The 15,203-nt window shown below is 32.3% G+C and carries 9 protein-coding genes; 5 read left to right on the plus strand and 4 right to left on the minus strand.

Features of this window, described 5'->3' with window-relative positions; genetic code table 11:
• The first annotated feature begins 249 nt into the window (after positions 1 to 249).
• From J2X17_RS01980 to J2X17_RS01990, 3 genes are all read left to right on the plus strand, one after another.
• Positions 250 to 1,188, plus strand: a complete 939-nt coding sequence (locus J2X17_RS01980) for an L-threonine 3-dehydrogenase (protein ID WP_310294175.1) — start codon at positions 250 to 252, stop codon at positions 1,186 to 1,188.
• 104 nt (positions 1,189 to 1,292) lie between these two features.
• The gene (locus tag J2X17_RS01985) at positions 1,293 to 3,053 is read left to right on the plus strand and encodes a DUF885 domain-containing protein (protein WP_310294176.1); all 1,761 of its coding nucleotides are present in this window, start codon (positions 1,293 to 1,295) and stop codon (positions 3,051 to 3,053) included.
• Positions 3,054 to 3,405: 352 nt separating this feature from the next.
• On the plus strand, positions 3,406 to 3,957 hold the full coding sequence (locus J2X17_RS01990) for a DUF5683 domain-containing protein (protein ID WP_310294178.1): 552 nt from the start codon (positions 3,406 to 3,408) through the stop codon (positions 3,955 to 3,957).
• Positions 3,958 to 4,019: 62 nt separating this feature from the next.
• Here J2X17_RS01990 and J2X17_RS01995 read toward each other — a convergent pair whose 3' ends face one another.
• Both J2X17_RS01995 and J2X17_RS02000 read right to left on the minus strand, forming a co-directional pair.
• The gene (locus J2X17_RS01995; protein ID WP_310294683.1) at positions 4,020 to 5,900 is read right to left on the minus strand and encodes a M1 family metallopeptidase; all 1,881 of its coding nucleotides are present in this window, start codon (positions 5,898 to 5,900) and stop codon (positions 4,020 to 4,022) included.
• A 62-nt stretch (positions 5,901 to 5,962) separates the two neighbouring features.
• Entirely contained in the window at positions 5,963 to 7,597 is a 1,635-nt protein-coding gene (locus J2X17_RS02000) for a S8 family peptidase (protein WP_310294181.1), read from the minus strand.
• A gap of 294 nt (positions 7,598 to 7,891) precedes the next feature.
• Between J2X17_RS02000 and J2X17_RS02005 the strand changes: the two genes are divergently transcribed.
• Positions 7,892 to 11,527 (plus strand): T9SS type A sorting domain-containing protein, encoded by a 3,636-nt coding sequence (locus J2X17_RS02005; RefSeq protein WP_310294183.1) that lies wholly within the window; start codon positions 7,892 to 7,894, stop codon positions 11,525 to 11,527.
• 131 nt (positions 11,528 to 11,658) lie between these two features.
• Positions 11,659 to 12,747 carry a DUF481 domain-containing protein gene (locus tag J2X17_RS02010; RefSeq protein ID WP_310294184.1) on the plus strand — a complete coding sequence of 363 codons (1,089 nt, stop codon included), beginning with the start codon at positions 11,659 to 11,661 and terminating at the stop codon, positions 12,745 to 12,747.
• Between the two features lie 160 nt (positions 12,748 to 12,907).
• Here the strand turns inward: J2X17_RS02010 and J2X17_RS02015 are convergent, their stop codons facing one another.
• The gene (locus J2X17_RS02015; protein WP_310294186.1) at positions 12,908 to 13,765 is read right to left on the minus strand and encodes an MBL fold metallo-hydrolase; all 858 of its coding nucleotides are present in this window, start codon (positions 13,763 to 13,765) and stop codon (positions 12,908 to 12,910) included.
• 234 nt (positions 13,766 to 13,999) lie between these two features.
• Positions 14,000 to 14,929: a hypothetical protein gene (locus J2X17_RS02020; protein WP_310294188.1), complete on the minus strand. Its 930-nt coding sequence runs from the start codon at positions 14,927 to 14,929 to the stop codon at positions 14,000 to 14,002.
• Positions 14,930 to 15,203: the final 274 nt, after the last annotated feature.

Here is a 15,203-nt window from a genome sequence, read left to right on the forward strand (position 1 = left end):
AAGATTCTATAAATCAAGGTTATTTTTTAGCCACAGATTATAAGATTAACACAGATTCTTTTTAAAACAAGACAGTAATAAATCCTTATATAATCTTTTAATCAGTGGCAAACACTTTTAAAACACAAGGCTTCTCAAAGAGAATAATCCAAAAAACGAACTTCATTATTGTAAATTTTACAATTTGATCTACGAAAAAGCAAAATTATTTGCGAAAACGTTATATTTGCATAGCTAAAAAAACTACAAATGAATCCAAAAATCTTGATCATCGGTGCTTGCGGTCAAATTGGGACAGAATTAACCCAGAAATTACGTCAGCTATATGGAACAGAAAATGTTATTGCTTCTGATATTCGAAAATTAAATACTGATGTTGTTAATTCGGGACCATTTGAAGTAGTAAATGCTTTAGATTTTAACCAAATCGAGCATCTCGTCGAAATACATCAAATTACCGATATTTATCTGATGGCAGCACTTTTATCTGCTACAGCCGAAAAAAATCCCGCATTTGCCTGGGATCTGAATATGAATTCATTATTTCACGTATTGAATCTGGCGAAAGCCAAAAAAATAAAAAAGGTTTTCTGGCCTTCAAGTATTGCCGTTTTTGGACCAACAACTCCCAAAGAAAACACACCGCAATATACCATCATGGAACCTTCGACAGTTTATGGAATTAGTAAACAAGCTGGTGAAAGATGGTGTGAATATTACCATAATATTTACGGTGTTGATGTTCGAAGCATCCGTTATCCTGGTTTAATTAGCTGGTCGACTCCTCCGGGCGGCGGAACTACTGATTATGCAGTTGATATTTTCTATAAGGCTATAGCTGATAAAAAATACGAGTGTTTTTTATCATCGGAAACTAAAATGCCGATGATGTATATGGATGATGCGATAAATGCAACCATTAATATCATGAAGGCACCTGCTGAAAAAATCAAGATACATTCTTCATACAATTTGGCCGCAATGAGTTTTACACCAACTGAAATTGCTGCCGAAATTAAAAAACATATTCCGGAATTCGAGATTACTTACAATCCTGATTTCCGTCAGAAAATTGCAGACAGCTGGCCTGCCAGTATTGACGATTCATCTGCAAGACAAGATTGGGACTGGAAACATACTTTTGACCTTGAAAGTATGACTAAAGATATGTTGGAGCATTTGGGATAAAAGACTACAATTCTAAGTTTTTGGTTTGAAAATTCGTTACTTTTGGTGTTATCATTAATTGAATATCAGTAAGTTAATGTTATAATTTTCAAACCAAAAACCATATGAAAAAACTCATTATCCTTTATTTTACATTCCTTCTGGCACTTTCTAGCTGCAACAAAAAAGACAGTACCGATGCTTCTTCCGGATCCGGAGATGAAGCTTTTCTAAAATTATCTGAAAAATATATTACCGAAAGCCTTGAATTTAGTCCTCAATTTGGAGTTTATTTAGGACTGCACGAGTATGACGGAAAATTAGGTCCTTTAAGCAAAAAGGATCTTGAAAAACGACTTACTTCACTTAAAAAATTTGATCAGGAATTTTCTTCAATTGATTCTTCTTCGTTAAGCAAAAAAGTATATTACGATTGGAAAATCATTAAATCAAGTGTAAAAAACGACATATATACATTTGAAGATCGAAAATCCTACACTAAAAACCCAATGGTATATGCGGGAGCGATTGACGTTAACATTTATATCCAGCGTAATTTTGCCCCAATCGAACAACAAATAAAATCGATCATTTCGATTGAAAAATCTGCTCCGGAGTATTTTAAAAATGCAAAAGCAAATTTAGAAGATTCATTGGCTTTACCACATATTCAGCTGGCTATTGACATTGCAAAAGGCTCTGCATCATTTTTAGGAAATGATCTTTTGGTGGCTTTAAAAGATGTAAAAAATGACAGCCTGATGAAAGCTTTTAATGAAGCCAATAAAAATGCAATTGCTGCTATTAATGATTATGCTTCTTATTTGGAAAAAGAAAAACTGCCAAAAGCCGATAACGACTACGCCATTGGAGTTGAGAATTATAAAAAAATGCTGCTGTATCAGGAAGAAATCAAATTATCTCCAGATGAAATTTTGGCTATTGGTCTGAAAGAATTAAAGAAAGAACAGGAATCTTTTAATAAGGCTGCAAAAATCATCAACCCAAATAAAAAACCGGTTGATGTTTATAATGACATGCAAAAGGAACATCCTACGGCTGCAGATTTGATTCCGCATGCGAAAAAGAATATCGAAGCAATCCGTCAATATTTAATTGATCATAAAATTGTGACGATGCCTTCGGAAGTGCGTGTTAAAATTCAGGAAACTCCTGCTTATGCAAGATCTACAAGTACGGCTTCAATGGATTCTCCGGGCCCTTTTGAAACGAAAGCGACTCAGGCATTTTATTATATTACGCCGGTAGATCCAAAATGGACACCAAAACAACAGGAAGACTGGCTTGCTCAATTTAATTTTTACACTACTGATATTGTTTCTATCCACGAAGCGTATCCGGGGCATTACACTCAGTTTTTGCACTCAAATGCTTCTAAAAGTTCTACGATTCAAAAGATTTTTATGAGTTATGCTTTTGTGGAAGGCTGGGCTCATTATACTGAAAAAATGATGATTGATGAAGGATATGGAAACACGGGCGACCCAATAAAAGCAGCCAAATATCGTTTGGCACAATCTGGAGATGCGCTTTTGCGTATATGCCGTTTATGTGTTTCGATCAAAACGCATTGCCACGGAATGAAGGTTGATGAAGCCACGAAGTTCTTTATGGATAATTGGTATCAGGGTGATAAGCCTTCACGTCAGGAAGCTATGCGCGGCACTTATGATCCGGGTTATTTATTTTATACTTTAGGAAAACTGCAAATTTTAAAACTTCGTGAAGATTATAAAAAACAGGAAGGAAGCAACTACAGCTTACAAAAATTTAATGACGCAATGCTTGACAACGGTATGCCGCCAATTCAAATTATGAGAGAGATCTTATTGAAAGACGAGAAAACATGGGAGGCAATTTTATAGCTTAAAAATATTTTTTCAGATAAATAAGCCACATGAACTGAATTTACCACAAATTTCACAAATTAACACAAATTAGCGACCACGAAAATAGTGAACTTACGAAGTAAATTAATCTTCTCTAATTTGAGAAAATTTGTGCAATTTGTAGTTAAAAAATTAGAAGTTAAAAGCGAAATTCACTAAAAGGCATCGTTTTAAACTATTTAAATAAAAAAGTCCCGTTTATTAATTTAAACGGGACTTTTATTATTTTTCAATTGTGATTTTTTTAACTCTTAAATAAAACATAAGAAATTACTCATATATGATAAATACTTTTTCTTTGTTCTTTCATTTAAAGAAAATCTTATTTATGCGTATCTATTTTATTTTTATCGTATTCTGCTGTACCTCTTTCTTTTATGCTCAATCTCAAAATAATATTATAGCAAATGATAGTTTAAAAGCTCAGCCTATCGATCCCTTAAGACCTGCAAAAGCAGGTTTTTATTCTGCAATTTTGCCAGGCTTGGGACAGGTTTACAATAAAAAATATTGGAAAGTTCCTTTGGTTTATGGCGCAATTGGTACAAGTATTTATTTTTATGTTGATAGTAGAAAACAGTACAACATTTACAGAAATGAATATAAAAGCAGACTTGCAGGAGGTCAAAATAATTCAGAATATTTGGCTCGATTAAGTGATTCTCAATTAATTTCTGCTCAAAAACAATTCAAACGAAATGGTGATTTGTCTTTATTATTTGCTCTGGGATTCTATGTTTTAAATATTATTGATGCAAATGTCGATGCGGCTCTATCACAATTTAATGTAAGCAATCAATTAGCATTTAAACCGACAATAAATATTAATGAGATAGCTCCAAGTAAAAATGTTGGTTTGAGTTGTGTCTATTCCTTTTAAAAAAACAAAAAAGCCCTTAAAAATTATTTTTAAGGGCTTTTTACTATAAAGTTATTTTTGAATTATTTCACTTCAAAAACATTATTTGCAGCTTTAACATCAGCCATTAATCCGCTTTGATCTATGATGATTTTTTTGATTGCAGTTTTGTTTTTGTCAATTGTAAAACTATAATTTGACATTGCCCATGCCCAGTCATCCAAAACTGTTCTTTTTACGTTTGGATTTGGATTTGGTTTAATGAAATTCATCATTCTTAATGGAATGTAGAAACTTTCAGAAGTTCCGTCAGTGTATTCCACAGTCAAATCAATTGGCATTGGCATTCTTCCGATTCTCTCTAAAGTTACGGTTGTTTTTCCTGCGTTATCAGCTACATCTTTAATTCCGTAATCGATTGTGTTCGCTGTTTCTGTCCAATCTACTAAATACCAATCCAATTCAGCTCCTGAAACTCTCTCTGCTGTTCTTTTGATATCATTTGGAGAAGGATGCTTGAATTTAAAATCATTGTAATATCTTTTTAACGTAGCATCTAAATTTTCCTGACCAATTACATACACTAATTGTGATAAAAAGATACTTCCTTTTACATATGCTGAAATGCTGTAAGGTCTGTTTTCGTCGTAACGATCACCATGAGTCGATTGTGGTTGTTCTTTCCCAGAATTTACTAAACTATAATAAGCTGCATAATTTCCTTTGAAAGGATTAGCCTCTTTTTTATCTCCTTTTAATTCATTCAAAGCACTGTCTTCGATGTAAGTCGTAAAACCTTCGTCCATCCATGGGTGTTTTGACTCGTTTGAAGCCAAAATATGCTGAAACCAAGAGTGCCCTAATTCGTGAGTTGCAGTTCCTAAAATTCCTTCAAGAGTTCCGCTTCCTAACATTAATGTACACATCGCATACTCCATTCCTCCATCTCCACCTTGAATAAATGAATATTGTTTATACGGATAAACTCCAACTTCATGGTTGTAATAATCCATAACTTTAACCATTAGAGGCTCTAACTTTTTCCAGTTTTCAGTTGTTTTTGGATCATTTTTGTAGAAGAAATGCAAATCAACATCATTTGGTCCTTTTACAATATCGTGGGTATATGCTTTATCTGCAGCCCAGGTAAAATCGTGAACATTTGGCGCAATAAAATGCCATGTTAACGTTTTTGCTTTTTTAGGATAAACAACCGTTACGCCTGCATCTTCATATCCATGACCAATTGAATTTTTATCCTGCAAATATCCTGTACCTCCAATAGTGTACTCTTTATCGATTGTAAGTTTTACATCAAAATTACCCCAAACACCGTGAAATTCTCTTGCGATATAAGGATCTGCATGCCATCCTTCGAAATCAAATTCGGCTAATTTTGGATACCATTGCGACATCGATAATTCAACTCCTTCTTTATTATTTCTTCCAGAACGACGAATTTGAACCGGAACTTGTCCTTCAAAATCTAAAGTAAAAGTTGTTTTAGAATTTGGCAAAATTGGTTTAGCCAAAGTTACCTCCAAAATAGTTGATGAAGTTCTTGTTTGTGCCGTTACGCCATCTTGTTTAAAATTACTGATCTTTAAAAATCCAATTTCATTTGGTTTCAACGTTTCAATTCGGCTTTGTTTTACTTCTTTTCCATCAGCATCTTTTACTTTGTTTACCATTCTTCCATCAGGATCTTTGATAGAATGTAAACGTGCATCCATTTCACTTCCTGGCTGAAAGGCATTTGGAAATAAATGATAGAATACTTTTTTTAAAGTATCAGGAGAATTATTGGTATAAACCAATTCTTGCTTTCCTTTATATTGATAGTTTTTTACATCCATCGACACCTCCATTTTGTAATCGACATGTTGTTGCCAATATGGGGCGTTCTGTGCAAATGCTGAGTTTAAACCAAAACTCAAAAAAGAAAGTAAAATAATTTTTCGCATCATAGTTTTAATAAAAATGGAAGAGCTGCAACTCTTCCATTGGATTAGTATTTAATATTTTATTATTTTTTAGACATTTTTTCGGCCATCAATAAAGCATTATAAGCATTGACCATTTTAGCTGTTTTTGATGATTCAGCCGATGACACCGCCACTGCTTCCTGATCTGGATTAGGATTTTCACCCAAAACTACCTTCGCAGGAAGTGCAACCCCGGAATCCATCAGAATTTGTTTTACCTGAGATGCTTTTAGTTTTGGATAATAAGAACGAATTAATGCAGCAACTCCCGCAGCATTTGGAGATGCCATTGAAGTTCCCTGTAAATATTTGTATTTGTTGTTTGGAACCGTTGCATAAATTTCTTCTCCCGGAGCAAAAACATCCACATTAATTTTTCCGAAGTTTGAAAATCCAGCTACTACATGTTCTCCGTACTCTTTGTTAATTGCACCAATTGTAATAACGTTATTCGTATATTCTTTAATGTTGTCCTCAGAATCGTTTGGATAATTGATGTTTTTTGTCTCATCAATATTGTAACCATCGTTACCAGCAGCATGCACAATTAATACATCTTTTTTAGCAGCATATTTTATTGCATCATAAACCCATTGTTTATGCGGAGAAAAACTTTTACCAAAACTTCCGTTAATTACTTTTGCGCCATTATCAACTGCATAACGAATTGCAAGTGCAATATCTTTATCATATTCGTCTCCATCCGGCACAGCACGAACCGTTAAAATTTCGACATTATTAGAAATTCCGTCTCCACCTAAATTATTACCGCGAACTTGTGCAATAATTCCGGCCACGTGTGTTCCGTGAAGTGCTTCTTCTTTTTCCGGACCAAAAACAATATTATTCCCATAATGGTTGTCTTTGATATCTTCAGGATTATCGCCTACGGCTTTTCTTCCGTCAAATTCTTTATTTAAATTGTAATTTAACTCATTGTAAACCTGATCACTATATTCTTTCAATTCGGCTTCCGGGTCAAAAGTTGGTCCTGCATTAGTAAAAATCTGAGTCATGATCATTTTACTTCTCTCAACTTTAGGATCTGTAGAAGTAATCGTGCTTAAATCTTCAAGTTTATAAGTTGTTTTGTTTAATTGTTTTTTAATAGTATTATGAACTTCTAATAAAAAATCTACTTGTTGCTTATCTTTTAAAGCCTTCTCATATTTCTCATTATATTGTGCTAAAGCATTTTTATATTCAGCCGAACCGTTATCTCCTTTTTTGACAACACGGGTCAATTCAAGATTTTCGTGTACCGCATTTCCAAGGAAATTCCAGCCATGTACATCATCAATAAAACCATTTTTATCGTCATCGATTCCGTTTCCGGGAATTTCTTTTGGATTTGTCCAGATCATTCCTTTTAGGTCTTCGTGCTCAATATCAACACCAGAATCAACAATTCCTACAATTACTTTTTTCCCGGTTTTTCCTTGTAATAATTCGGCGTAAGCCTTATCAACACTCATTCCAGGAATAGAGTCTTTTAATAAATCCAGATGACTCCATCTTTTTAATTCGTTTTCTGTAACCGGAGCTTTTTTGACAATTGCCAAAGGTGCAATAATAGGTGTTTTTGCAGCTGAAGCCTGTGCGTGTAAGGTAGCACTACAACCTGCTAAAACAATTAATGCAAAAGCAGAGAAACAATTAGATTTTATATGACTCATGTATTTTATAATAAAAGTTAAAGATGGGCCTAAATTATGATTTTTTGTTACAAAAAACTAACCCTTAACACTGTGTTATGATTTTTTTGTTGTGATTTAAGAAATTTAGAAAAAAGAGTGAATTACATCTTAACAGCCTCGCAACTATTTCTTATTAAAATTACGCTCTTAAACTTTTTTGAATATTTCTTCACGCAGGAAAAGAATCAAAAAGTAAAATCCCTTTACGTCTTTCCGTAAAAAAATTTATAAAAAAATTCGTATTATTACGCTTCCAAATTTTAAACCCAATCTATGAAAACAAAACTACTTTTCTTATTTTTATTGCTTTCTTTACCATCGTTTTCCCAAACCAACCTGGTGCCAAATGGTGATTTCGAAAACTGGTCTGCCTCATCACAACCAATTAGCTGGTTTCGCGATTTTAACGGTTTACTTTATCAAAGTTCATCAGCTCAAAGCGGTGCATCAAGTACCAGTATGGAGTTGACCGGCGCAAACAAAACATCGAGCTTCATGAACAGCACTGTTTTTCCTGTGGAAACCGGAAAAACATATCGCGTAACTTTATACCACAAAGTTGAAACCGGAACATTTACTTCTCTTGAATTGAGGTTAACGCATAATATTTTTAAAGACGTATTAATAAAAAAAACAGATGCTACTTTTTCTACATCTGAATGGAGAAAAATTGAATTTGATTACACATCAACAGTTGATGAAAATATTGAGGTAGCTATTTGGGCATACGGAACACCTAATGGCAGAATTTTATTAGATAATGTTTCAGTGATAGATGTAACAGCACCTGTTCTGCAATATACTGCAATTCCAGACCCTAATTTTGAAAAAAAATTAATTGCTCTTGGTCTCGATTCAGGAACTGTAGACGGAAAAGTACTGACATCAAATATTCAGTCAGAAACAAGTCTTGATGTCTCCCAATCAAATATTTCAGATTTAACAGGGATTCAGGACTTTACTTCTTTAACAGATTTAAACTGCTCTACTAATGCCTTAACAAGTATAAATGTATCTTCTAATGTAAAACTGGAAAATTTACAAGTCGCAAAAAATAAATTGACGGATTTAAACATTTCTACAAACATTTTATTGAAGTATTTATATTGCTCTAATAATCTTTTAACAAGTATAGATGTATCTTCTAATGTAAAACTAGAAAGTTTACTGATTGCAAACAATCAATTGGCGAGTTTAAACGTTTCTACAAATATCTTATTGAAGTATTTATATTGTGCGATTAATAAATTGACAAGCCTTGACGTATCACCTTTAGTTTCTTTAATAGAATTAGATTGCGGCGTTAATAAACTAACTACACTAAATGTTGATACTAACATTTCATTACAAGACTTACGATGTCCTACAAATCAACTAACCAGCATCAATGTTTCAAAAAACACAAAATTGTACAATTTTTTTTGTCACCAAAACTTGATTTCTAACGTAAATCTTTCAAGCAATCCTTTGCTTGACGGTTTCATATGTTACGAAAATAAATTAACTTCTCTTGATGTATCAAACAACACAAAGTTAACAATGCTGGATTGTTTTGACAATAAAATTACATCATTAGACATTTCAAAAAACCCTTTAATATATGAATTAGCCTGCGAAAACAATCAATTAACTTATTTGAATTTAAAAAACGGAAACAATACTATTTTACGTTTGGCTTTTTCAAAATTTGTAAATAATCCGGCTTTAACTTGTATTCTAGTTGATGATGTTGCTTACTCAAATACAAATTGGAGCGGCATTAAAGATACAACTGCCAATTTTAATAATGAGTGTTTTTCATATACTGCGATTCCGGATATTAACTTCGAAAACAAATTAATAGAATTAGGAATTGACTCAGGAACTCCCGATGGAAAAGTACTAACATCAAAAATTGATTCTATTAAAGAAATCGATCTTTTCAGCAGCAACATTACCAATTTGACAGGAATAGAAGATTTTAAAGCTTTGACACGTTTAAGCTGTATTTGGAACAAATTGACAACCATCGATCTATCTAAAAACGTAAATTTAACCTATTTAGATGCTACCAATAATAAACTAACGACAATGGATTTTTCCAATAATCCTTTGCTTGAAAATATCATATTATCAAATAACAGCTTAACAAGTATAAATGTTACAAATAACCTTAATTTAAAATATTTAACTTGCTTTTCAAATCAATTACCCAATATTGATGTTACAAACAACAAATTATTAGGTTTGTTGATGTGCTCTTCTAACCTGCTAACCAGCTTAGATGTTTCTCAAAACCCTTCACTATATGCTATAATTTGTTCTGACAACAAGTTACTTTCAAATGTGAATTTACAAAATGGCAGAAATAGCTTTTTCCTGCCATCAAGTATTAATTTAACCAATAATCCATCATTAAGTTGTATTTTGGTTGACAATGCTTTATCTGCTAATACAAATTGGGCAAAATGCAAAGATGCATCCGCCTCTTATACTACGGTAGATTGCTCGCAAGCTACTGCCATTCCCGACCCCGTATTTGAAGATAAATTAATCGCCTTGAATATTGATAAAGATGGTAAAAATGGATCTGTTTTAAATAGTAGTATATCAGCAATCATTTCTTTAGATGTTTCTTCAACTAGTATTAAAGACTTAACAGGAATAAAAGGTTTCACAAATTTAAATACTCTAAATTGTTCTGGAAATTTATTATCTGTTTTAGACCTTTCTCAAAATACAAATCTAAATCTTGTGAATTGCAGTAACAATACTTTAGTTGGTTTAAATTTAAAGAATGGAAATAATATTAATTTTGATCTCAATTCTAACTTTACTTCCAATCCTAATTTAACTTGCATTTTAGTCGATGATGATGTGTATACTACCGCAAATTGGACAACACTTAAAGACAATACTGCAAATTATAATGTAGATTGTAATGCATATACTTTAATTCCAGATCCTAATTTTGAAGATAAATTAATTGCATTAGATATTGACAAAGATGGTAAAAATGGAAAAGTTAAAACTGAGAGCATCAATCAAATTACATTTTTAGATGTTGCTAATAGCAATATTTCAGATTTAACAGGGTTAGAGAATTTTGAATCATTGATATACTTTTTCTGTGACCATAACAAAATCAAAAATATTGATTTCAGTAAAAACCTAATGCTTGAAAACATTGGCGTATTAGACAATAGCTTAACAAGCATAGACGTAAGAATAAATACCAAACTTCATACTCTGGAACTTTCAAAGAATCAAATAACATCTGTAAATTTATCTCAAAATATAAATCTTAAAAGACTAGGCTTTGAGAATAACAAACTAACAGAAATAGATCTTACAAATAATAAAGAATTATGGTTTATAAGTGGTTTTGGGAATCAATTAACGAGCTTGGATTTATCTCAAAATAAAAAGATAGAAGTTGTAAATGTGGACAATAATCTACTCAAAACTATAAATTTACAAAACGGAAATAATGAAAATTTTTTATTAGCAACAAATCCAACGGGTAAAAAAAACACGTCTATAGTTACTGTATTCACTAGCTTTTTAAATAATCCTAGTTTAACCTGTATTCAAGTAGACAATGTTGAATATTCGAATATGAAGTGGTCAAATATTAAAGATGCTTCAGCAACTTATGTATCAACTTGTAAACAATTGGGTCTTGAAGATTCTGTTTTTGATAAAGTTGTTATGTATCCAAATCCAACCAAGGGAGAAGTAAACATCAATAATATAGCTCTTGATAAAGTAACGGTTTACAATTCAACAGGACAATTGGTAAAATCATATTCTTTGAATTCAGGTGATACCAGCAATAAATTAGATTTGTCTGGGTTAACAAGAGGAATCTATTACTTGTACTTAATTAATCAGGACGCTGCATCAGCTAAGAAAATTATAGTTGAATAAATAAACTTTCATCAATATAAAATCCCATTTTCAACGTAATGAAAATGGGATTTTTTTATGAATATGCTTTTTATAAAATATTATTCTTAACTTAGTTTTCAGGCTGATAACCATCAAAATAAAGACAGCAAATGAATAAAGTTATTTTTTTGATTTTCATTTTATTTTTCTTCAGGATCAGCGCGCAAACGTCTGATACTTTAGTGAAAAAAAATAGCGATGTAAAAATTAAAGATTTAAAAATAACCCAAGAACAATGGACGGATACTTTAGTCTTAAAAAATAATGATGTTATAATTGGCGAAATAAAATCACTGAATAAAGGAGTTGTTCAAATTGAAACAGATTACAGCAAATCTGACTTCAAACTGGAATGGAAACAGGTAAAATATATTTCTTCGAGCAGAACACATATTATAAATTTGTCTTCGGGAGTTTTATTGAACGGTATTCTATCAAAAGGAGCAAGTCCGGACAAATGCAAAATCACAAATATCGAAACTGATACCCAAACCGAAGTAAACCTTAATAATATAGTGTATATAAAACCTGTTGATGATAGCTTTTGGGACAGACTCGATGCCGGTTTTGATGTTGGAATAAAACTAACCAAATCCCAAAACCTACAGCAATTAACCATAAATGCAAACTTAGGATACACCGCAAAAAGATGGTATGCAACCGGCACCTACAAACGAATGCAATCGACTCAGGACGATAGCGAACCAATTCGAAGAATTGATACGGATTTAAGTTATGTACACTTACTCCCTCGGGATTATTTCATTCCTTTATCAGTAACCACCTTGTCAAATACAGAACAGGATATTGAATTGAGGGTTATTTCAAAAGCAGGGTACGGAAAATATATCATTCACGGCAACACAAAATATTGGGGTCTTGCGACAGGTTTATCCTTCAATCACGAACGTTATTTAAATACAAGCGAACCAACAAAAAGTTTGGAGCTTTTTCTTGGCACCGATTTGAATTTATATGATATTGGCGATTTTAGTATTCAGTCCAAAGTAACTTTTTATCCGAGTATAACAGAAAGCAAAAGGATTCGTACAGATTTTAATCTTGATACCAAATATGATTTGCCTTTTGATTTTTTCATCAAGCTTTCATTCGTTTATAATTACGACAACAAACCTCAAAATAGCGCCTCAAAAGACGATTATGTTTTTCAAACTTCATTCGGATGGAAATTAGATTAAACCGAATAGTCAAAAGTCAAAAGTTTAAAAGTCAAAGGCTTGTCAATATTGATTTTGCTCACTTTTTGAGTACACCTTAAGGGTGAAAATAAAAATGAGCGAAAGTCAATAAGTACAGGACTTTAAAAACTTTATGACATTTGACTTGCGACTTTAGCCTCTAAAATACTTCTTCGCAAGTAAAAACTTCTTTTAAGCGAACTCCTTTTTCAGTATGTTCAACCGTTATAATTTGATTGTGTGCATCATGCTCCAGAAACAAAAAGTAATTTTTATCTGCGGCAGCGTTTAATAATTTAGCTTTTTCAGGCATTGTCAAAAGTGGCCGCGTGTCATAGCCCATTACATAAGGAAGCGGAATATGTCCGGCTGTCGCCAAAAGATCGGCGCAAAAAACAATCGTTTTATCTTTATATTGAATGTGCGGAATCATTTGTTTTTCGGTATGGCCGTCAACATAATAAATTCCAAAATTCATTTCTTCAGAAAAACCAAAATCAGCATCCGGACGTTTTATAAAATAAAGTTGTCCACTTTCCTGCATCGGTAAAATATTCTCAGTCAAAAAAGAAGCTTTTTCTCGCTGATTAGGCTTCGTAGCCCATTCCCAATGATTTTCATTAGTCCAATATTTCGCATTTTTAAACGCAGGCTCGTATCCTGTTTTATCTGAATTCCATTGTACACTTCCACCACAGTGGTCAAAATGCAGATGCGTCATAAATACATCGGTAATATCATTTCGCTGAAAACCATATTTTGCCAATGATTTGTCAAGTGAATGGGATCCCCAAAGCGAATAATATCCAAAAAACTTCTCAGATTGCTTGTCTCCCATTCCGGTGTCGATCAAAATCAGGCGATTTCCATCTTCAATAAGCAAACAACGCGCTGCAATATCAATTAAATTATTGGCATCTGCCGGATTGGTTTTGTTCCAAATTGTTTTCGGTACAACGCCAAACATAGCACCACCGTCTAACTTAAAATTTCCTGATTCTATTGGGTAAAGCTTCATAAGAGTAAATTTCTAAATAGGAAAACAAAGCTAGGAAATCCAATTTCGTTATGCTAGAAATTTAGCTGTAAAATACTTAGAAATAGAAAGCGATAAAATTATAAGTGCCAATTTCACGCAAAGTCGCAAAGTCGCAACGAAATTGAATTCAAAACTTTGACTTCACGTCTTTGCATGACATTATTTGTCTAAAATATTGATATTTTTTAATTTTTAATTCCTGATTTTTAACTCTTACTCAAGTGTAATAGAAGTACTTCCCATGATTTCCTGTTTGTCGAAGAAGTTGACAAAATAAGTTCCTTTTGGAAAATGACTTTCGTCAGCATTTAAAATACCATAAACATTTGCAGGTTTTCCCTGAAAATCAGTTGCTACAATAAAGCTGTAAACCAAAGCCTTATTGTTTCCGAATTCCACTATTTTATCTTCACCCAAAACATTATTTTTTTGATCTAAAACCTGCACATAAAAAATTTTCTTTCCGGTTTTTGCTATCGAATTTCCATTAACAGAAAAACTTACCTTAAGCTTTTGCGCATTTTTTGCTTTGTATGTTTCTAATTCTTTTCCTGATTTTTTTTCACGAAGTGCCACTACTTTAAAATTGTTCGCTGTCAACTTTGAAGCATCCTTTAAAGTCGATTCCAATTTCTTTTGCTTGGAAACTAAAGTATCATTTTCGGTCTTTTGTTTATACATAACCACATTCTGATTCTCAATTTCTGACAGCAAATTTTTGTTTTGATATTTCAGTTTTTTAACTTCGAGCACACTCGAATTTAAAGAATTCCGAAGATCTGAAAGCTGCTTACGGTATAAAATGATTTGTTCTATTGAAGGGTTTTTTGATGCCTTTATGATCTCCATCAAATTTTCAATATTCTTTTTTTCAAATTCCAATTGTTCTGACAATGTGGTTTTTTCCAAAATTGCAGCATCGTACGCAACTTTCAAGGTATTTAAAGAATCTAATATTTCTTTTTGAACCATTGCATGCTTACTCAAAATAAACAACTCTTCTTTTTTATCTGTTAAGGTTTTGGATGAATCAGAAACAATACCTGATTCATTACCAAAAATATATAATGTAGCACCTAATCCAAAAACAAATAATATTGCAAAAAGTGCTTTTATCGAATATTTTCTACCAAGCTGTGTCATAATTAATCTAAATTTTACGCAAAAATAATACTATTTTAATAGTCAAAATACGTATAAATACGGTATTTTAACTATTTTCCAGTATTGTTGTCAATTAAATAGTAAAAAAGACAAATGGTAAACTTTTCTAATTTTTTATTAAAAAAACAATTTTTGCCAAAGTCAAATCACCCATTCCCAAAAACAAAATAACTTCTCTCTATTTTAACATTTGTTATAATAATGTGAACCGTTATGGAAAAAGGTTTTTAAGTCGTATCTTTGCAGACAATTT

It is taken from the genome of Flavobacterium aquidurense (genome assembly GCF_031458035.1).
GTDB classification, from domain to species: Bacteria; Bacteroidota; Bacteroidia; order Flavobacteriales; family Flavobacteriaceae; genus Flavobacterium; species Flavobacterium aquidurense_C.

What these genes read in the sequence shown, in the direction of transcription:
- J2X17_RS02005 (WP_310294183.1), top strand. Translation starts at nt 7,892, where the DNA reads ATGAAAACAAAACTACTTTTCTTATTTTTATTGCTTTCTTTACCATCG.
- J2X17_RS02020 (WP_310294188.1), bottom strand. Translation starts at nt 14,929, where the DNA reads ATGACACAGCTTGGTAGAAAATATTCGATAAAAGCACTTTTTGCAATA.
- J2X17_RS01980 (WP_310294175.1), top strand. Translation starts at nt 250, where the DNA reads ATGAATCCAAAAATCTTGATCATCGGTGCTTGCGGTCAAATTGGGACA.
- J2X17_RS01985 (WP_310294176.1), top strand. Translation starts at nt 1,293, where the DNA reads ATGAAAAAACTCATTATCCTTTATTTTACATTCCTTCTGGCACTTTCT.
- J2X17_RS01990 (WP_310294178.1), top strand. Translation starts at nt 3,406, where the DNA reads ATGCGTATCTATTTTATTTTTATCGTATTCTGCTGTACCTCTTTCTTT.
- J2X17_RS02015 (WP_310294186.1), bottom strand. Translation starts at nt 13,765, where the DNA reads ATGAAGCTTTACCCAATAGAATCAGGAAATTTTAAGTTAGACGGTGGT.
- J2X17_RS01995 (WP_310294683.1), bottom strand. Translation starts at nt 5,900, where the DNA reads ATGCGAAAAATTATTTTACTTTCTTTTTTGAGTTTTGGTTTAAACTCA.
- J2X17_RS02010 (WP_310294184.1), top strand. Translation starts at nt 11,659, where the DNA reads ATGAATAAAGTTATTTTTTTGATTTTCATTTTATTTTTCTTCAGGATC.
- J2X17_RS02000 (WP_310294181.1), bottom strand. Translation starts at nt 7,597, where the DNA reads ATGAGTCATATAAAATCTAATTGTTTCTCTGCTTTTGCATTAATTGTT.